Genomic DNA, 19,487 nt, shown 5'->3' on the forward strand with positions numbered 1-19,487 from the left:
CTTGATGGCCGGATGGTGCCCGCCCCATGCGGGATGCGCCGGATCTGCGCAGTGCTGCACCTCTTCTTGCAAAACAGGGTATGGAGGCCAGCCGCTCACATACGTATTCAACCGCGAACTGGGCCGGGGAGGCCGGTTTTCCGCCACTGCCGCGATTGACGCGGCCTTGCCGATGCGCCCATGCATAATATGCGATGCGGGGATACGGCCGCACGCGGGGAGGGTTCATGATGGGCATGCAGCGCAAGCCTACTTCGTTCGACATTGCCCAGCTCGCCGGCGTTTCGCAGCCGACCGTCTCGCGGGCGCTGCGCGGCGAGGCGGGGGTCAACCCCGCGACGCGTCTGCGCATTGAGTCCATAGCGAAGCAGTTGAACTACCGTGTCGACAAGGCGGCCTCCAATCTCCGTACCCGCCATTCGCAGACGCTGGCGCTGCTGTTCTTCGAAGATCCGACGTCGGATGATTCGCTGATAAATCCGTTTTTTCACTCGATGCTGGGTTCTATCATTCGCGCTTGTGCCGAACATAATCATGATCTGCTGATTAGCTTTCAGCAGCTCTCCAGTGACTGGCACACCGATTATGAGGATGCTCGCAAGGCCGATGGGCTGATCCTGCTCGGCTATGGCGATTTCGAACTGTACCGCACGCGGCTCGCTGCCCTACGGGATGCCGGCACGCATTTCGTGCGCTGGGGTTCGGTGCTCTCCGAAGATGCGGGGCTCACCGTCGGTTGCGACAATCGTGGCGGCGGTGCGGAGGCGACGCGGCACCTGCTGGCGCTGGGCCGGCGACAAATTGGATTTTTGGGTACGGCCTCCAGCCATTATCCGGAGTTTCACGAGCGCTATCGCGGCCATGCGGAGGCGCTGGCCGCCGCGGGTATCGCGGTTGCGCCCGATCTGCAGATCGATGCGATCACCACCGAGGAATCGGGGGCGGCCGCTGCCCAGGCGCTGCTCGACAGCGGCGCGCAATTCGACGCGGTGCTTGCGGCGAGCGACCTGATCGCGATCGGCGCGATGCGGGCGCTTCAGGCCGCGGGCAAGCGCATTCCAGAGGATGTTTCGGTGATCGGTTTCGACGATATTCCCGCCGCCAGTTCGGCAAGTCCGCCGCTCACCACCGTGATGCAGGATGCGCGGCTGGCCGGTCGTCGCCTGGTGGAAACCCTGATCGGCCGCATCCGCGACACGCCGGTCGGTCCGGCGCTGCTGCCCACCAAGTTGATCGTTCGCAAATCGTGCGGAGCGTGAGGGTGGAGAAGCCGCGTCAGTCCTTTGCTGGGCTTTGGAACATCAGCTTCGGCTTTTTCGGCATCCAGATCGGGTTCGCGCTGCAGAACGCCAACATGAGTCGAATCTTCCAGTCGCTCGGCACGGATCTGGACGATCTGCCCGCGCTCTGGGTGGCGGCGCCGCTCACCGGCCTGTTGGTGCAGCCGGTCATCGGCCATCTCAGCGACCGCACCTGGCTCGGCCGTCTGGGGCGGCGGCGGCCCTATTTCCTCGGCGGGGCCATACTCGCGGCGCTGGCGCTGCTGCTGATGCCGGAAAGCCCGGCTTTGTGGTTCGCTGCGGGCCTGCTCTGGGTGCTCGATGCCTCGCTCAACATCTCGATGGAGCCGTTCCGCGCGTTCGTGGGTGACATGCTGCGCAAGGACCAGCACAGCGCTGGCTATGCGGTGCAGACTGCCTTTATCGGCATGGGCGCGGTGCTGGGATCGATCTTTCCCTGGGCGCTCGAAAAGTTCGGCGTCTCCAATGCGGCGGTTGCGAACGGCCTGCCGGATACGGTGAAGTTCGCCTTCTGGTTCGGTGGAGCGGCGCTGTTTTGTGCTGTCTTGTGGACGGTGCTGACGACGCGCGAATACAGCCCGGCCGAAATGGCTGCGTTCGACGATGCGTCGGCGGTGGAAGCGGGGGCCGCGATGCGGCTGCTTGCGGCGCGCCATCCGGCGGCGGGGATGCCCTGGGTTCTGGGCGGCGCGCTGGTGGTCCTCGCGGTCGCCCGGTTCGCACTGGAGAAGGAAGTCTATCTGCTCGGCGGTCTGCTGATCGCCTATGGCGTCGCGCAGGCGGTGGCGATCCTCCGTGCGCGGACGGACAGGGCGAGCATGCTCGGCCATATCGTCGGCGATTTCGCCGGCATGCCGGTGCTGATGAAGCGGCTGGCGGTGGCGCAGTTCTTCAGCTGGTCCGCGCTGTTCATCATGTGGATCAACACGACGCCGATCGTCGCCGGCACCTTCTATGGCGCGCCCGATCCGACAAGCACCGGCTATCAGCAGGGCGCCAACTGGGTCGACGTGCTGTTCGCTACCTATAACGGCGTTGCGGCGGTGGCCGCGCTCACGCTGTTGCCGCTGCTCTCCGCGCGCATCGGCAAGGCGCGGACGCACCTGGTCGGCCTGGTATGCGGCGCGGCGGGCTTCGCCAGCTTCTTCCTCGTGCGCGATCCGGTGTGGTTGATCGCCAGCGAAATCGGCATCGGCATCGCCTGGGCGTCGATTCTCGCCATGCCGTACGCCATCCTCGCTTCCAGCCTGCCGCAGGCGAAGCTCGGTATCTACATGGGATTGTTCAACATTTTTGTCGTTTTGCCGCAGCTGTTGGTGGCAACGGTAATGGGATCAATCATGAAGCGCCTCTTCCCCCAAGAACCCATCTGGACGATGGCTTTCGCTGCGGGCACGCTGCTGCTTGCGGCAGCGGCGATGCTGCGGGTGGCGGCACTGTCGCGGGATTGAAGCAAGGCTAGGCCGGTCGCCGAACCCACGCTATCGTTCCGCATCCGTTGTGGAATAGCGGATCGAGCGACCTCACAGGGAGAGCAGGGATGATCATCGTCGCGGGCGCAACCGGGGACCTTGGGGGCAGGATCGTTCGCGAACTTGCTGGTCTGGGCGCGCCGGTGTGCTCCCTTGTGCGGGCCGGTACTTCGCCAGAACGGATGGCCGCAATCCAGGGAGAGATCCGCACAGTCGATTTCGACGATGTCAGGGCGACCGCCGCTGCGATGGAAGGCGCCAGCTGTGTCGTATCGGCGCTAAGCGGGCTCGAGCCGGTGGTTCTCGGCGTGCAAGGCCAACTGCTCGATGCTGCAGTACAGGCGGGCGTGCCGCGGCTCATCCCTTCGGACTTCGCCATTGACTTCCGCAAGATTCCGCCGGGGACCAACCGTAATCTCGACCTGCGCGAACGCTTTCGCCGCCGCGCCGAGCAAGCTGACATTCGGCTGACGTCGATCCTGAACGGCGCCTTCATGGATATGCTGACCGGCGTGATGCCGGTGATCCAGCATCGTCTCCGCAGCGTGCTCTACTGGGGCAGCGCCGATCAGCCGATGGACTTCACTACCATCGCGGATACGGCGGCCTTTACGGCGCGCGCCGCCATGGATAACGATAGCCCGCGCTTGCTCAACATCTGCGGTGATCGCGTCACTGCGCGCGACCTTGCCCAAATCGCCGGAACTGTCCGCCAGCAGCCCTATCGGGTTCTGCCCGCCGGAACGATCGGGATGCTGGGGCTGATGATCGGCCTCGCCAAGCGGGTTGCGCCCGGCAAACCCGGAGATCTCTATCCTGCTTGGCAGGGCATGCAATATATGCGGAATCTGTTTGCAGGCGAGGGCATGCTGGACACGCCATTCGACAATGATCGCTATTCCGGTCTCCGCTGGACCCGCGTAGAAGATGTGCTGCGCGAGGACGCTAGATGGGTAGGTAAGCGTTAGCGTCGGGCCGCCAGCTTGTGAAGGAGGTCGTCTCGCGCCTGCGCCACCTGATCCGCTGTCGGTGCGCCCAGCGCACCGCGGGCGGCGGGAGCGATACGGTCGGCGGGATCCCCGTTCAGTTGGAATACCAAATGGTCGAACATGGCGCGCCACGCCATGCGCTGGTCTCCCGGCAGCAGCCGGATCGAAAACAGCGCGTGGAGCAGCGCATCGTGCGGACTAAGCATCGCCTCGGGAGCGGACACCCACCAGTAGTTGGCGAAGAGATTGACAGATTCCAGCGAGTCCACCGCGTGCCACCAGTGGAAAGGAATGTAGATTGCATCACCGGGCGCCAGTTCCGCCACCTGGGCATGACGTGCGGCCTCCGCGAAGCGCGGGAAACGCTCCAGGTCCGGCGCCGCGAGATCGACGAGGCTAATCGGCGTCCCCGCCGGCGTGATCTCCAGCGGCCCCATATACAGGTTGCTCACCTGGTCTGGCGGGAACAGCGTGAACCGCCGCCGGCCGGCGACGACGATGCCGATGTTTTCCATCAGATCGTAATGGGCGGCCACTCGAGCAGCGTTGCCCAACCATAAGCGAGGTAGGGCGGCAGCATCGAGCAGGTCGATCCTGTTCTCTTCCTCAAAACCCGGCAGCAGTTGCGGGGCGGGGATCGATTGAATGGCCATGGCATAGCCCGTTGGCCGATCAACTTCGCGCAGGAGCCGATCGAGGAACGGCGCCAGCGGCGACACGCCCCGTACGAAGTTCATGCCGGTCATCGCTGCGTCGTAGAAGAAGCGCCCTTCGATCGCCGGCTCCCCGACGATCGCATTGACCGGGCGATCATGCGCCTTTTGCTTGCAATAGCGTACCAGCGCCGCGGGCCCCGCCCGCCCGGCTTCCACCGCCGGCCAATGCGCGGCAAGTCCGCGAAATACAATCGGCTGCCCAGCGGGCCGTATCTCGGCGTCGAAACGCGCGCGGTCGATCGGTCCCATTTCCCGCATCGGCTGCGGCGCAGGCAGGAGGGTCACGAGACCCGCCGCAGGGGGGCGGGCTGGCAGCCGAGCTCGCGCAGATAGGCATCCTGTAAAGGCATGGTGTTCGCTGTCTCGTCAATCACTTGCGCGATATGGTTCAGACGCTTGAGTGTCTCCTCGTCCGATAGCAGATCGGCGATGGGATGATAGCCTTGGGGTTCGATGCCCTGGCCGTTCATCACGGCCAGCCAACTCGCCTCGGGGAATAGCTCGTGCTGATCCCGGAAGATGCGGCCGTTCGCGCGGAACATGGCGATCTTCTCGCGCAAGCCGTCGGGTGGCGTCAGGTCGCGGCAGCGGCGCCAGAAGGCGCTGTCGTCGCGTTCGGTGGCCTTGTAGTGCAGGATCAGAAAATCGCGAATGTCGGCATATTCGCGCGCTGTCTCGCGATTGAACCTGTCAATCTCCGCGGCATCGAAGTTCTTGCTGGGGAACAGGGCCATCAGCCGGCCGATCCCCGATTGCACAAGATGGATGCTGGTCGATTCCAGCGGTTCGAGGAACCCGCCGGCCAGCCCGATAGCGACGACATTTCCGATCCAGGCGCGATCACGATGGCCGGCGCGAAAGGCAAGCTGGCGCGGTTCGGCTAGCGGTGGTCCGTCCAGGTGCGCCAGCAGTGTCGCCGCCGCCTCGTCGTCGGAAAGAAAGGCGCCGGCATAGACATAGCCGTTGCCGATGCGGTGCTGCAGCGGAATCCGCCATTGCCACCCCGCCGCCCGAGCGATTGATCGGGTGAGCGGCATCCGATCGCCGCCTAGGGCGCAAGGCACGGCGACGGCCCGGTCGCAGGGCAGCCAGTCGGTCCAGTCCTGAAAGGTCGCACCCATCGCCTGCTCGATCAGCAGTCCTCGAAAGCCCGAGCAATCGATGAATAGATCGCCTGCGATGTCGGTGCCGTCCTCAAGCCGCACTGCAGACACATGCCCGGTATTGGCGTCGCGCAGCACATTGACGATGCGGCCTTCGGTCCGGATTACGCCCAGCGTTTCGGCTAGGTTCCGCAGATAGGTGGCGTAGAGCGCAGCGTCGAACTGAAACGCGTAGCCAAGCTTCGCCAGCGGCGAGTTGGGCAGTTCGGGGCGCGGATGCGTGAAACGGCCCCGCATGCCGGCACTCGCACCGATCGAATAGGCGTCCAGCGGAACCGTTGCGCCCAGAGACCGCGCCTTCAGCCAGAAGTGGTGGAACTCGACGCCCAGCATGTCGAGTCCATAGACGCCGAAGGGATGAACATAGCGATGGCCGATTCGGCGCCAATCGACGAATTCGATACCCAGCTTATAGGTGGCCTGGGTAGCGCGGACGAACTCGGCTTCGTCAATGCCCAACATGGTGTTGAACAGCGCAATGTGGGGGATCGTCGCCTCGCCGACGCCGATCGTCCCGATCTCCGCCGATTCCACGAGCTCGATGCGCATCTCCGGCATTCGTCCGAGCAGTTTGCCGAGCGCCGCCGCAGCCATCCAGCCGGCGGTGCCGCCGCCTACGATAACGACCCGCTGGATAAGGTCCTGTCTCACACCGGCGAGCCTGGCGATGCGAAGGGCGATTCCTGTGCAAAGGAAAAGACCGGCAGGCTTTCCGCCTGCGCAGCCGGCGAGGCGCTCTGCTTGGGCGCGATAGCTGCCAGGAATTCGGCGTGGCTGGGCATTTTCTGGGCGGTCTCCCAATAGCCCTGGCGCATCTGTTCGAGCGCCTGGGCGACGAGATTTTCGTCCAGCGCGTCGGCTGCTGGCTCATGTTCCTCGGGCACGATATGCTGGCCCAGGCAGACGGCGATCCAGCTGGGATTCGCGAACAGCTCCATGCCTTCGCGGAACAGCCGTCCCTTGGTGCGGAACAGCTCAATCTTGCGATTGAGGCTGTCGGGCACGTCCATCGTCCGGCAGCGATCCCAGAAGGGCGTGTCGTTGCGATGCGTCGCTTTGTAGTGAAGGACGATGAAGTCTCGCACGTCCTCGTACAATTCGCGCATCTGGCGATTATATTCGTCCCGCTCGATGGCGGCGAAGCGCTTGTCGGGGAACAGCGCGATCAGCCGGGCAATGCCGCTCTGGATGAAGTGGATGCTGGTCGATTCCAACGGTTCGATAAAACCGCCGGAAAGGCCAAGAGCCACTACATTCTTCCGCCACATCTCCCGTCTCCGGCCGGTGACAAAGCTAATACGGCGTGGTTCGGCCAGCGGCGCGCCCTCCAGCGAGGCGAGTAGTTGCTGCTCGGCAGTATCGTCGTCGAGGAAGTCGCTGGAATAGACCAGTCCGTTGCCAACACGGTGCTGTAGCGGAATGCGCCACTGCCAGCCGGCGTCCCGCGCGGTGGAGCGCGTGAATGGCGTCGGCTCACGCACATTGGCGCACGGCACCGCGACCGCCCGATCGCACGGCAGCCAGTGTCGCCAATCGTCATACCCGGTCTCCAGCGCCTGCTCGATCAGCAGGCCGCGGAAACCCGAGCAGTCGATGAACAGATCGCCCGCCACGCTGCGCCCATCGGCCAGCGTGAGGGATTGAACGAACCCGTCCTCCGGTCGCAGAGTCACATCGGTGATCCTGCCTTCGATCCGATGGATGCCCCGCGCTTCCGAAAGGCGGCGCAGCAACTGCGCGTACAGGCCAGCATCGAAATGAAAGGCATAGAAGAGTTCGCGCACGGGTGTCTGCGCGTTTGCTGCGGGCCGTCCGAACTTCCCCAGCGACGCCGCCACCGCGCTCATTGACCAGGCGGCGATGTCCGCGATGGGCCTGCGCGCACGCTCACGCAGATACAATTGGTGAAAGTGGACGCCCTGCAGATCCTGGGCATAATTTCCAAACGGATGGAAATAGCTGTCGCCGAGCGCGCCCCAATCCACGAACTCAATGCCAAGCTTGAACGTGCCCTTGGTCTCGGCGATGAACGTATTCTCGTCTAGCCCGATCATCGCGTTGAAGTTAAGGATCGGCGGGATTGTCGCTTCACCAACGCCCACGGTCCCGATCTCTTCCGATTCCACCACGGTTACGCGGGTGTAGCCGTTGTTGAGGAAGCGGGAGAACGCGGCTGCGGCCATCCAGCCGGCGGTGCCGCCGCCGACGATCACAACCTCGCGGATACTATGCTCGTTCATGAAGGTGCCTCGATTGCGCGGCCAGCAGGGCGGCGGGGGTGGGTAGGGGCTGGATCGCCCGATCGATGCGGGCACGGAACGCCTGCATGGCGCGTTCGGCTTCGATCGACGACACGGCATCGGCAAGCGGATCCACGCTGCGCGGAAGCACGCCCTGGCCGAACAGTACGGCAAGCCAGCTGTCGCGGTCGAACGTCTCTTCCTCGTAGAAAGGGAGACGGCCCCGCGCGCGGAAAAGCCGCAGGCTGTGCGCGAGCGATTCCGGCAGGGCTGCGCTGGCAATATCACGCCAGAACAGCTCGTCGCGCCGGCTGGTGCAGTAATGCAGCAGCACGAAATCACGCACCCGCCGTGCCTCCGCAAGCGCCTGACGGTTGTATTCGGCAGTCTCCAGCGGGTGCGGCGCACCGGCCGGCAGCATCGCGATCAGCCGGTCGATCGCGCTGTGCGCAAGGTGCAGATTAGCCCAGACGAGCGGCTCGATAACCACCGCCGCGTCTCCGACGGCAATCACATTGCCGCGCCACGGCTCGAGCGTGGCGCCGGCCTCCAACCGGATCGCCAGCGCGTCGTCCTCTGTGTGGGAGGAGGCGAAGACTCGGCCTGTCTGCGTAGGGCTCGTCCAGCGCCATCCCGCTTCTTCGGCGATGATGGTGTCGTTTGGCGCCGGCTCGGCCGTCGGGGCGTCGCTAAGTACCAGACGGTCGCACGGCAGCCAGCGGCGCCAATCCTCGCGCGTCGCGCCCAGCGTACCGTGCAGCAATGCGTCGGGTCCGGTGCAGTCGACGAAGAGGTCGGCGGCAAGCAGGCTGCCGTCGTCCAGCGTCAGCGCCGTGATGCCGCCGTCCGCTCCCGGTATTACGGCCTTCAGCCCGCCAGCATGGATCCGCACGCCGACATGGCGGGCAAACGCCACGATCATCTTCGAATAGCGCTGCAGGTCCAGCGCCAGTCCGAACCCATGATCGGCGAGGACGTCGTCGCCGGTCGGCAGCATCATCCGGCCGGCGCGAGCCATGACGGCTGCGGGCGAAAAGGCTTCGAACGGCGGGACGTCGCCGCGCATCGCGGCACGCGCCCAAAGCAGATGGAACGGTGCGCTGCCCATCGCTTCGCCATGTCGGGCATAGCTATGGATGAAGTCGCCGTCGGGGCCTGACCATCCCAGGAAGCGAGTGCCGAGGCGATAGAAGCTACGGGTCCGCAGAACGGCATCGTCGACGCCGATGCCCAGATCCTCGTGGAAGCCAAGGATGGAAGGTAGGGTGCAGGCTATCCGATCCGCCAGAGCATGCGCGGGCGGATCCAGCGGGAGGATCGCAACGTCGAGCAGCGGCACGTGCCGCTTCAGCGCTGCCGCTGCCGACCAACCGGTGACGCCGCCGCCAACCACCAGCACGCGGCGCGGCGCGCTCATGCCGCTGCCGCCATCGGGCAATAGCGGTCGATATAGCGCAGATGCTCGGGCACCCGATCCACCGCGGCGGCAATCTCGCCCTGCAGCGCCCGCATGCCGCGCATCAGCACGTCGGCATCGGGCACGTCGGCGCGCGGGTCATAGCCCTGGGGCAGGATTCCCTGGCCAACATAGACGGCGACCCAGCTCGCATCCAGGAACACGCCTTCGCGATACTTCACAACCCGGCCCGCGCGACGGAACAGTTCGATCTTTTCCGCCAAGCTATCCGGTACCTCCATGGTCCGGACATAGTTCCAGAAGTCTGTGTCGGTGCGCGTGGTCGCGTGATAGTGCAGGATCAGGAAGTCGCGGATGCGATCGTATTCAAGGTCGATCAGCCGATTGAATTCGTCGCGTTCAACGTCGCTGTCGGCATTGTCGGGGAACAACTCGATCAGCGCGGTGATCGCCTGCTGTACCAGGTAGATGCTGGTCGATTCGAGCGGCTCCAAAAATCCGCTGGCCAGTCCGATTGCCACGCAATTCTTCACCCAGCTGCGCCGCCGGCGCCCGGCGCGGAAACGCAGGATGCGCGGATCGGCGAGCGGCGCACCTTCCACAGCGCCGGTAAGCGCGCGCGCTGCCTCGTCGTCTGAGGTAAAGGCGCTGGCATAGACATAGCCGTTGCCGGTGCGATGTTGCAGCGGGATGCGCCAGCGCCACCCCGCGGGCATTGCGATCGCACTGGTATAAGGCGTGACGGATGTGGTGGTTCGGCACGGCATCGCCACGGCCCGATCCGCCGGTAGCCAGTGGTTCCAGTCCTCGAACGGCTCCGCCAATGCCTCGCCGAGCAGCAACGACCGGAAGCCGGAGCAGTCAACGAATAGGTCGCCTTCGATCCGCTCCCCATTGTCCAGCCGCACCGCTGTAATCGTGCCGCGCTCGCCGTCGCGCACCACTTCCACCACCTTGCCTTCGGTGCGGCGCGCGCCGAGCCCCTCGGCGATTGCGCGAAGATAGGGGGCAAATAGCAGCGCGTCGAACTGATAGGCATAACCGTAGGTGGAGGTCAGCCGGTCCGGATCCTCGCTCGGCAGGTCAAACCGATTGGCCCTCGCAAGCATGCAGGCGTAGGAAAACACCTCGAAGGGTGGCAGTTCTGCTCCCGCGAGCCGCAACCGCGTCCAATAATGATGGAAATCGACTTCGCCTTTGCCCCGGCCGAACGTGCCGAACGGGTGGACATAGCTATCGCCGATCCTCCCCCAGTTACGGAATTCGATACCCAATTTGAACGTACCGCGCGTCCAAGCCATGAAGTCCGCCTCGCGGATGCCCAGCTTTTCCACGAAGCCGCGAATGTGCGGCAAGGTGGCCTCGCCAACCCCGATGACGCCGATCGTTTCCGATTCGATCAGGTGCAGCGATACGCGTTTGGGCAAAAGGCGCGCGAGCGCCGCGGCGGTCATCCAGCCTGACGTTCCCCCTCCTACGATCACGACCCGTATCGGCTTCGCCCCGCCCATCGGCGACCTCTCCCTCGCGCCTGTCTCCGCTCCGTTTCCAGCAATTTGCGCCGCGCTGTCAAACCCCTTGAGTCCGGCAGGTTTCTTGCTGCGCTGCAACAAAGTTGCATCGGTGCAACACTCTTTGCGGAAACGTACCAGACAATGTTAGCGGTCCCATTGCAAAGCATATGTCAATCTGGTCTATTTCTGACAACATTGTCGTGACCGGAGAGTCACATAACGAGGAGGGGATACATGCGATACCCGTCGCATTCGCGCATCCGTGACATATCGAAGTTAGCTGCTTTCCTGCGTGGCGCGTCAGCCACCGCGATTTGCGTTGCGGGCATGATGGGATCCGCCCATGCGCAAACCACGCCTGTCGATCAGCAGGTCCCCTCCGATCAGGCGCAAACCCCTGCGGACGAAATCGTCGTCACCGGCATCCGCGCCAGCCTTGCCACGGCACAGTCGATCAAGCGCAATTCCGATACGGTGGTGGATGCCATCACCTCGCAAGACATAGGCGCACTGCCCGATCGTTCGGTCACCGAAGCGCTTCAGCGCGTGCCGGGCGTGTCGATCAACCGGTTCGCCGGTTCGAACGATCCGGATCACTTCTCGGTCGAAGGGTCAGGCGTCGCGGTGCGCGGCCTTACTTTCGTTCGGTCTGAATTCAACGGCCGCACGGCGTTCGCGGCCGGCGTGGGGGGGCAGGCGCTGAACTTCGCCGACGTGCCGGCCGAACTGCTCGGCTCGGTCATCGTTGCGAAGAACACCACCGCCGACATGATCGAGGGCGGCCTTGCGGGTACGGTTAACCTCAACACACGCAAGCCTTTCGACCGGGCCGGTCTGCACGCGGCGCTCAGCCTGGAAGCCAATTATGGCGACATGCGCAAGAAGTGGACGCCGACGATCTCGGGTCTGATCTCGAATACCTGGGATACGGGCATCGGCCGCTTCGGCGTGCTCGCCAGCGGTGCCTTCTCGCAGATCAAGAGCCGGTCGGACGGCATTCAGGTCGCGAACTATCAGACGCGCGACAACACGCTCGTCAACGCGGCGAACACCGATGGTACGTTGGTGTGCCGCAACCCGCTTCCCGGCACGACCGACACCACCACGCTGCCCGCGGCAGGCGCGGCTTGCGGCACGGCCAGCGGCCCGGGTGCGGACGGGTTCGCCGACTATGCGGCTCTGCGCGTTGCGCCATCGGGCGGCCAGTTCCGTACGCAGGAATTCAACCGCAAGCGTGACGGCATGTCGTTGTCTGCCCAGTTCGAATCGATTGATCGGCGGACTTTGCTTACGGCCGAATATGTCCGGTCGCACACCACGCAACAGTGGAGCGAGTACACGTTCGAAACCGCGCCTGACCTTGCCGAGTACACCACCTATCCGCTGGGCTGTCTCCAGAACTCGGACGGCCCGTTGACGCGCCCTGCCGATGGCAGCGAAGGTGCCGCCACATCGCGCGCCCAGTGCCCGGTAGGCCAGTTCCGCGATTTCGCATATGACAGCAATGGGCTGTTCCAGTCGGGCTATATCGTCAACACCAGCAATGCATGGCGCGGCGATCCGGCGACGTCGCCCTATGTTCCGATCGGCGGTCTGCAGCAGTCGTTGGCCCGTCGCCAGTCGCGCGAAGAAACGACCAACCAGGATTGGAGCCTGCGGTTGCGGACGGAACTGACCGACCGCCTGACGCTCATGCTCGATGGGCAGGTCGCCAAGTCGCGGCGCGAGCATCTTGATTTTTCAGTATTCGGGTCGAGCTTCGCCGACCAGGAACTCGACATCACGGGCGCGATCCCGAAGGTGACGCCGCACAAGCCGCAATATCTTGGTTACAACTGGTCGACGCCGGGTGCTGCTCTGGCGAACGCGACCGAGGCACAGTACTTCACGGATCCTCGGTTCCAGTTCTGGCGTGCAGCCATGGACCATCTGGAAGACAGCTCCGGCACTCAATATGCCTTCCAGGGCGACGTCGAATACAAGTTCGACGAGGATTCTTTCCTTCGTCGCGTAAAGTTTGGTGCTCGCTATCAGGATCGGAACCAGACGGTGCGTTTCTCGACGTACAACTGGGGTATGCTCAGCGAGACGTGGTCTGGTTCGCGTCCGGTCAATTTCTCGGACACGCCTGCGAGCATGTCGACCCGCTACAACTTCCCGAACTTCTTCCGTGGCCAGACCACGGCTCCGCCCGGCGCCTTCTATTATGCCGGCGACATGATCGGGAATTATGCCGGCGCGGTGAAAGACTTCCAGTCCATCCAAGCCATCGCTACCGGACTGGGCGCCTCGCCGAGCTGGCTGCCACTCGCCGGCCGTGCTCGCGCCGTGGCGGGAACGGCGTACCTGCCGTCTGAGATTCAGCCGGTCACGCAGCTGGATAGCGCGGCATACGGCATGGCCAGCTTTGGCTCGGACACGCTGTTCGGCCGTATCCGCTTCTCGGGCAATATCGGCTTGCGCTGGGTGCGCACCAATATCCGCTCGGAAGGCAGGATCGGTGTCCCCAGCCAGGCTGAACTGAACATCGCTGAGACCTTTGACGAGCGCTGCGAAGCGACGGTTCCGCCGAACGCGCCCCCGGGCACGCCGCCGCAGCGGCCGGGTGGCGTCTGTACCCTCGGCCCATCGGGCTATGCCGAACTGCAGCGCTTCGCTGGAGCGGGCTTCGACACCTATAACGCGGCGAAGACCAGCTATAGCTACTTCCTGCCGAGCCTAAACCTCAAGTTCGGCCTGTCGGATGCACTGTTGCTGCGCCTCGCAGGGTCGAAGGTGCTGACGCGCCCGGACAATGCGAACATCCGCAACTTCCTCACTGTTGGTCTGGGCACTAGCGGTGAACTCACGGCAACCACCGGCAATCCGTTCCTGCGACCGGCGACGGCGTGGCAGTTCGACGCCAGCCTCGAATGGTATTTCGCGCGGGTCGGCTCGCTGACGCTCAACGGCTTCTACAAGGCCATTGACGGGTTCTTCTATCAGGAAGTCACCAATCGCACGCTCACCAGCAACGGCGTGACGAAGAACGTCTTCGTCCGCGGTCCGGCGAACTACGAGGGCACGGGCAAGATCAAGGGCTTCGAAGTCGCCTACCAGCAGACCTATGATTTCCTGCCCGGCGTGCTGGGTGGATTGGGTGTGTCGGCGAACTACACGTACATCGACAGTTCGGGCCTGCCCAACAGCTTCCTGAACGGCGGCTCGCCGTCGAACGTCTCGACGATCACCCCATCGGGCAATCTGCCGCTGGAACAGCTCTCGAAGCACAATGTGAACGCTGCGGTGTTCTACGAACGATCGGGCATCTCGGTGCGTGCGGCGTACAACTGGCGCTCGCGCTTCCTGCTCACCGCTTCGGACGTGATCTTCCCGTATTTCTCGATCTTCAACGAACCGGTCGGGATGCTGGACGCGTCGCTGTTCGTGAACGTCACGAAGGACATCAAGGTGGGTGTCCAGGGCGTGAACCTGACGAACACCGTGACGCGGACAACCCAGGCATACACTGGCGACCCGAAGGATCTCGCACCGCGGTCATACTTCATGAACGATCGCCGGTACTCGATCATCCTGCGCGGAAATTTCTGAGCGCGGATTGCTTGGAAGGTAAATCTGCACGGGCTCCGGCGAGTACTCGCCGGAGCCCCTTTTTTATGCCGGACGGAAGGTGTCTTGTCGGCGCAAGGCGCAACGAAAGACGACCGGGATCCGGCGTGTGCCGGGAACGATAACCTCGCACGCGTGTGGTTCCCGCCACTGCGCCTTGCGTCGATAATAGAGCGGATTTCGACCGCACTGAATCGGTGAGGGATTCCCAAGGAACGCGATTTCTGATTCAGAATGCATGCCGGTGAAGGAGTCCGGCATGGATGGGTCATGCTTTGTCGATGGATTTGCGGGTTCGTCTTCTGGCTGTGATTGACGGCGGGCTGAGCTGTCGGGCTGCAGCCGCCCGGTTTGGGGTTGCGCCGTCGACCGCGATCCGCTGGCACGCCCAGCGGCGGGAAACGGGCAATGTTGCCGCCAAGCCGCAAGGCGGAGACATGCGTTCGCGTCGGGTTGAGGAACGGGCAGCTGACATTCTCGCGCTGTGGGAGGCCCGCAAGGACATCTCGCTGGAAGAGCTTCGCCGAGCCTTAGCCAAGAAGGGTCTGGCAGTCTCCGTCGCAGGGCTGCATCGCTTTTTCGCGCGTCGAGGCATGACGCGCAAAAAAAGACTGGCCATGCTGTCGAGCAAGACCGGCCCGACATCCTGAAACAGCGCCGCGACTGGTTCGACGGCCAGGTCGATCTGGAACCGGAACACCTGGTCTTCATCGACGAGACCTGGACCGCCACCAACATGACCCGCAGCCATGGCCGCTGCGCCAGGGGTGAGCGGCTGCGGATGGGATATCCGCATGGCCATCGCAAAACCACCACGCTGGTTGCCGGCCTGCGCATGACCGGCATGGTCGCGCCGATGGTGCTCGACGGCCCGATCAACGGCGACTGGTTCGAAGCCTATGTGGCGCAGGTCCTTGTGCCCACACTGCGCCCCGGCGACATCGTCATCATGGACAATCTGTCGAGCCACAAGCGACCGGCGGTCCAGCATCGGATCGAGGCGGCAGGCGCAACGCTGCGCTTCCTCCCGCCCTACAGCCCTGACTTCAACCCGATCGAAAAGGCCTTTGCACGCCTCAAGGCCATGCTGCGAAAAGCCGGCGAGCGCACTGTCAGCGGCCTGTGGAACCGCATCGGCGCGCTCGTCGACATCTTCCAGCCCAGCGAATGCGCCAACTACTTCAGTTCCTGCGGATATGATCCAGATTGATCGGAAAACGCTCTAAGCAAAAAGCGCCTGCCCAGGGGACCGGGCAGGCGCAGTAGGTGCAGAAACGTGCAGTATCGATGACGGTTACATGCGGACGGTCGCCGTAATCGCGAAGACGCGGCCGTTCTTGTAGATCGAGGTCGGCGCGTCCGGTGTTGAGCTGTACTGGTAATAGGTTTCGTCCAGCAGGTTGGATGCCGACGCCGTCAGCGAGATCATTTCGTTGACAGCGTACGAGATCTGCGCGTCCACCTGACGATATGCGTCGGTATAGTCCTGGGACTGCTGGCGGCCGAAGCGGTAGAAGTACTTCGAACGCCGGTTGTAGCTGACGCGTGCCTGGAACGGTCCCTTTTCGAAGTAGGGCGAGATGGTCACGGTGTCGCGCGACAGATACGGCAGGCCTGTCGATGCCTGGGTATCGGCGTCCGCGAAGGTGTAGTTCGCCTGGATGCCGAAGCCCCAGATCAGGTTCGTGTTGCCCGAGATTGAGAACCCCGTGACCGAGGCCTTGCCGCCGTTGATGGGACGGCTGATCGAGTAGCGAAGTGTCTGACCGGTCACGGTGTTGGTGAAGGGCACGCCCTGGCCGTCGGGGCCGTCATCCACTTCGTTGCCGACATAGTTGGAGATGTCGCGATAGAAGATCTCACCCGCCAGGAAACTGCCGGGAGCGAAATACCATTCGGTCGAGAAGCCAAAATTGGTTGCCGCATAAGGCTTCAGGTCCGGATTGCCGCCGCTGCCGGAACGCGTCGTATCGTCGAGCGAGATTGAGCCGGCAAGGTCGCTGTACCGCGGCCGGGCGATGACCTTGGCAGCCGAGCCGCGGATAACGACGTCCTCGCCCGCCTGATAGATAAGGTTGAACGCCGGCAGGAAGCGGTTGTCGTCAGTCGTCACGCGCGTGAGGGCGAAGGTGCCGCCGCTCTGGACGTAGAAGTTCGATTGATCCCGGGTGCTTACGAAACGGCCGCCCAGGTTGCCGCGGAACTTGCCGAACTCGAAGTTCGCCTGAACATAGCCAGCGGCGATCCGTTCCTTGACCAGCCAGTAATCGCCCTGGGACAGGCCACGATCGATCGAGAAGTTGCCGTACTTCTTCAGGGCGGCGATGATCGCGTCACGATCAAGGCCGACATAAGGGACGCCATTGCCCGACGTGCCCAAGCCAGACCACAGGCTGCCATCCCGTAGCGTGGGGTTCAGGTCCGCGACCGTGAAGTTCTGATTGGTGTAGATGGCGTTACTGTACGTGGTGTTGCTGTTGGTATGGTCAGCGTAGCGGGCGCCAAACAGCAATTCCGTCACCGGACCCCAGTTCACCGCGCGCTTGACGTTGAACTCGCCGAAGGCCTCCTTGTCGAGCGTGAAGCCCGACTGCGTCGGAATTCCACCGATTTGGCGGCCGAAGAAGGTGCGGCCGTCGGGCGCGCGGATGGTCTCACCGCCATTTGCCGTGAAATTACTCAGCCACTTCGAACCGTCGCTCGCCGCACTTTGCCAGTTCACGATGGTATCGCGGCCGTTGGCGCCGGCCGTAAACCCCTGCTGGGTACGGAAATCGAGCAGATACTCGGGATTCTTGCCGCCTGATGCGCGCGTATAGCCGAGATTGCCGGTGACTTCCCATTCGCCGGGCTTCCAGTCGATCAACATGGCGTAGGAGTCATTCTTGACCCGCGTCCGGCGATAGAGCGTGTCGAGTTGCCCCGTGGAGCCGGTGCCGCTGGTGATGCCCGAGAAGGTTGCCGAATTGACTACACCAGGGCTGCCGTCTGTCCCGGGAACATAAGTTGCCGCGGTCATGCGCGAGCCTTCGAATCCGTAAGTATACATGGAGTTCGAAACATTGTCATAGTTGCCGCGGATGATCATTGCCGTGCCGGTAACGGTCAGGTTGTCGACTGGCTTGATCTGAATTGCGCCGTTAAAGCCGATGCGTTCACGCTCCTGGCGGAAATATTCGCGTGCAAGGAACGATGCATAGCGCGCATTGCTGAACGCGGTGCGCTCCGCTGCGGTCAGCGCTGAGATTGCCTTGCCGTTCACGGTCGCTGTGGTTGGCGCGTTTTCGAGAAGCGCGGCACCCGTCCGGTACCAATAGGATGCAACACCAGCGCGGCTGACCTGTTCCTTGTCGTAATTCGCACCGAGGAGGATGCCGATCGTACCCGCATCATTGTGCCAGCTATAGAGCCCGGCGCCGCGTGCGCTGCCCACCTTGCCGCGATCATTATATTCGTAGCCGCCGGTGAAAGTGAGCGTATGCGGCTTCAGATCCAGAGGCTTGCGCGTGACGACATCAACGCTGGCACCGATTGCGCCTTCCTGCAGCCGTGCTTCCGGCGTCTTGTAGACGATCGCCTGGCTGATGATTGCGGGCGACAGCAGCGAATAGTTGAAGGTGCGGCTCGAACGGTCGGTCGGGTTGCCGCCCCAATCGGCCGAGGCGATCGAGTGGCCATCGATGGTCAGGCGGTTGAGCGCGGGTTCCACGCCGGCAATGGAGAGCTGTTCGCCCTCACCGAACTGACGGTCCACGGTGACGCCGGGCAGTCGTGCCAGCGAGTCCGCGACGTTATTATCGGGGAATTTACCGACGTCTTCGGCGCTGATCACGTCGACGATGGAATTGGCTTCGCGCTTGGCGCGGATCGAGTCCTGGATGCTCTTGCGGATGCCGGTAACGACGATTTCGCTGTCATCGCTCGCAGCGGGAGCAGCACTTTGCGCGGCAGCGGGCGCCGCATAGAGCGTGGTAACTGCCAACGCGATGAGCGCTGTAGACCCTCGAAACGTTTGCATCGTCTTCATCATAGATTCTCCCTCTCACTCCCCGAAAAATCAGTTTTTGACGGGCTTCAGCAGGCTTTCTGCTGCGACGACCCTGGTTGCCCCTCCAAGATCGGTCACGGCGTAGGTGAAGCCTGGCTGCAGCGCATAGGCACCGACCCGCCCGTGGCGGTCGATCGCAAGAAAGGCGACCTGTGCATCCTTCACGGCGTCGCCGCGCAGCTTCGCGATATGAAGAACGGCTTCGCGGCAAGCGGCCATCGGATGCATGCCGGCGCGCATCGACGAGACCACACGGGCGGATCCCGCAATTCGGGTGACTTCTTCGCCCACGCCGGTTGCCGTTGCGGCGCCGACGTCCGGCTCCACCATCAAGCCGCAACCGGCCTGGGGCGAGTCGCCGAGCCGGCCGCGCAGCTTGAACGCCATGCCGGACGTGGTGCAGGCACCCGCCAGCCGGCCAGTGGCGTCACAGGCAACGATGCCGATCGTGTCGTGGTCCAGCGCAGAACCGCGCTGATTTTCAATGTTGGCTACAGGCTTGTACTTCGCGGTCTTCAGCCACTCGCGCCAGGCCGCCTCCGCCTCGGGCGTCAGCAGGCGCGTTTGGGAAAAGCCTTGATCGAGCGCGAACTGGCGCGCGCCTTCACCAACGAGGAAGGTATGCGGTGTCTTTTCCATCACGCGGCGCGCGACGGAAATTGGGTGGAGGATGTCCTCCAACGCAGCGACCGCGCCGACATTGCCGCGATCGTCCATGATGATCGCATCCAGCGTGACATGCCCGTCGCGGTCCGGATAGCCGCCCAGGCCGACAGAATGGTTCTCCGCGTCGGCTTCCGGCACCCAGGCGCCTGCTTCCACCGCGTCGAGCAGCGAACCGCTCTTCTTCCACTGAGCATAGGCGGCGGCGTTAGCGGCCGCGCCAAAGTCCCAGGTGGAAACGATCAGCGCTCGCGGCGCTTCAGCACGTGCAAAGGCAGATCCTGCTGGCACGGCGGCCGCACCGACCAGCCCCAATTTCATCGCTTCGCGTCGACCCATCGCCATCGCTGCATCC

The 19,487-nt window shown here is 63.6% G+C and carries 12 protein-coding genes; 5 read left to right on the forward strand and 7 right to left on the reverse strand.

The features are described from left to right. Positions 1 to 230: 230 nt before the first annotated feature. The 3 genes from ACNFJ7_RS01625 (at position 231) to ACNFJ7_RS01635 (ending at position 3,741) form a co-directional block, all read left to right on the forward strand. On the forward strand, positions 231 to 1,259 hold the full coding sequence (locus ACNFJ7_RS01625) for a LacI family DNA-binding transcriptional regulator (protein ID WP_019370288.1): 1,029 nt from the start codon (positions 231 to 233) through the stop codon (positions 1,257 to 1,259). Between the two features lie 2 nt (positions 1,260 to 1,261). Beyond that, on the forward strand, positions 1,262 to 2,752 hold the full coding sequence (locus ACNFJ7_RS01630) for an MFS transporter (protein ID WP_019370289.1): 1,491 nt from the start codon (positions 1,262 to 1,264) through the stop codon (positions 2,750 to 2,752). An 89-nt stretch (positions 2,753 to 2,841) separates the two neighbouring features. After that, the gene (locus ACNFJ7_RS01635) at positions 2,842 to 3,741 is read left to right on the forward strand and encodes an NmrA family NAD(P)-binding protein (RefSeq protein ID WP_082664479.1); all 900 of its coding nucleotides are present in this window, start codon (positions 2,842 to 2,844) and stop codon (positions 3,739 to 3,741) included. Here the strand turns inward: ACNFJ7_RS01635 and ACNFJ7_RS01640 are convergent. From ACNFJ7_RS01640 to ACNFJ7_RS01660, 5 genes are read right to left on the reverse strand one after another with little or no spacing between them, the layout of a single operon-like run. Next, complete coding sequence (locus tag ACNFJ7_RS01640) at positions 3,738 to 4,763, reverse strand: cupin-like domain-containing protein (RefSeq protein ID WP_152997859.1); 1,026 nt, start codon at positions 4,761 to 4,763, stop codon at positions 3,738 to 3,740. The genes ACNFJ7_RS01635 and ACNFJ7_RS01640 overlap by 4 nt on opposite strands. Next, positions 4,760 to 6,292: a tryptophan halogenase family protein gene (locus tag ACNFJ7_RS01645; protein ID WP_019370292.1), complete on the reverse strand. Its 1,533-nt coding sequence runs from the start codon at positions 6,290 to 6,292 to the stop codon at positions 4,760 to 4,762. The genes ACNFJ7_RS01640 and ACNFJ7_RS01645 overlap by 4 nt, the downstream gene beginning before the upstream one ends. Continuing rightward, entirely contained in the window at positions 6,289 to 7,881 is a 1,593-nt protein-coding gene (locus ACNFJ7_RS01650) for a tryptophan halogenase family protein (RefSeq protein ID WP_019370293.1), read from the reverse strand. The genes ACNFJ7_RS01645 and ACNFJ7_RS01650 overlap by 4 nt, the downstream gene beginning before the upstream one ends. Then, positions 7,868 to 9,298, reverse strand: a complete 1,431-nt coding sequence (locus ACNFJ7_RS01655) for a tryptophan 7-halogenase (RefSeq protein ID WP_037513810.1) — start codon at positions 9,296 to 9,298, stop codon at positions 7,868 to 7,870. Before ACNFJ7_RS01655 ends, ACNFJ7_RS01650 begins: the two co-directional genes overlap by 14 nt. Then, positions 9,295 to 10,809 carry a tryptophan halogenase family protein gene (locus tag ACNFJ7_RS01660; protein WP_026009265.1) on the reverse strand — a complete coding sequence of 505 codons (1,515 nt, stop codon included), beginning with the start codon at positions 10,807 to 10,809 and terminating at the stop codon, positions 9,295 to 9,297. Before ACNFJ7_RS01660 ends, ACNFJ7_RS01655 begins: the two co-directional genes overlap by 4 nt. A gap of 330 nt (positions 10,810 to 11,139) precedes the next feature. On the opposite strand from ACNFJ7_RS01660, the gene ACNFJ7_RS01665 reads away from it, so the two are divergent. After that, positions 11,140 to 14,403 carry a TonB-dependent receptor gene (locus ACNFJ7_RS01665; RefSeq protein WP_019370296.1) on the forward strand — a complete coding sequence of 1,088 codons (3,264 nt, stop codon included), beginning with the start codon at positions 11,140 to 11,142 and terminating at the stop codon, positions 14,401 to 14,403. 281 nt (positions 14,404 to 14,684) lie between these two features. Beyond that, a protein-coding gene (locus ACNFJ7_RS01670) for an IS630 family transposase (protein WP_152997892.1) occupies positions 14,685 to 15,631 on the forward strand; the annotation gives its coding sequence in 2 pieces (ribosomal slippage) (positions 14,685 to 15,021 and positions 15,021 to 15,631; 948 coding nt in all). Positions 15,632 to 15,715: 84 nt separating this feature from the next. On the opposite strand, the gene ACNFJ7_RS01675 is transcribed toward ACNFJ7_RS01670, so the two are convergent. Both ACNFJ7_RS01675 and ACNFJ7_RS01680 read right to left on the reverse strand, forming a co-directional pair. After that, positions 15,716 to 18,403 carry a TonB-dependent receptor gene (locus tag ACNFJ7_RS01675; protein ID WP_019369997.1) on the reverse strand — a complete coding sequence of 896 codons (2,688 nt, stop codon included), beginning with the start codon at positions 18,401 to 18,403 and terminating at the stop codon, positions 15,716 to 15,718. A gap of 75 nt (positions 18,404 to 18,478) precedes the next feature. Further along, positions 18,479 to 19,477 (reverse strand): N(4)-(beta-N-acetylglucosaminyl)-L-asparaginase, encoded by a 999-nt coding sequence (locus ACNFJ7_RS01680; protein WP_019369996.1) that lies wholly within the window; start codon positions 19,475 to 19,477, stop codon positions 18,479 to 18,481. Positions 19,478 to 19,487 lie beyond the last annotated feature (10 nt).

It is taken from the genome of Sphingomonas sp. HT-1 (assembly GCF_048568905.1).
Classification (GTDB): Bacteria; Pseudomonadota; Alphaproteobacteria; order Sphingomonadales; family Sphingomonadaceae; genus Sphingomonas.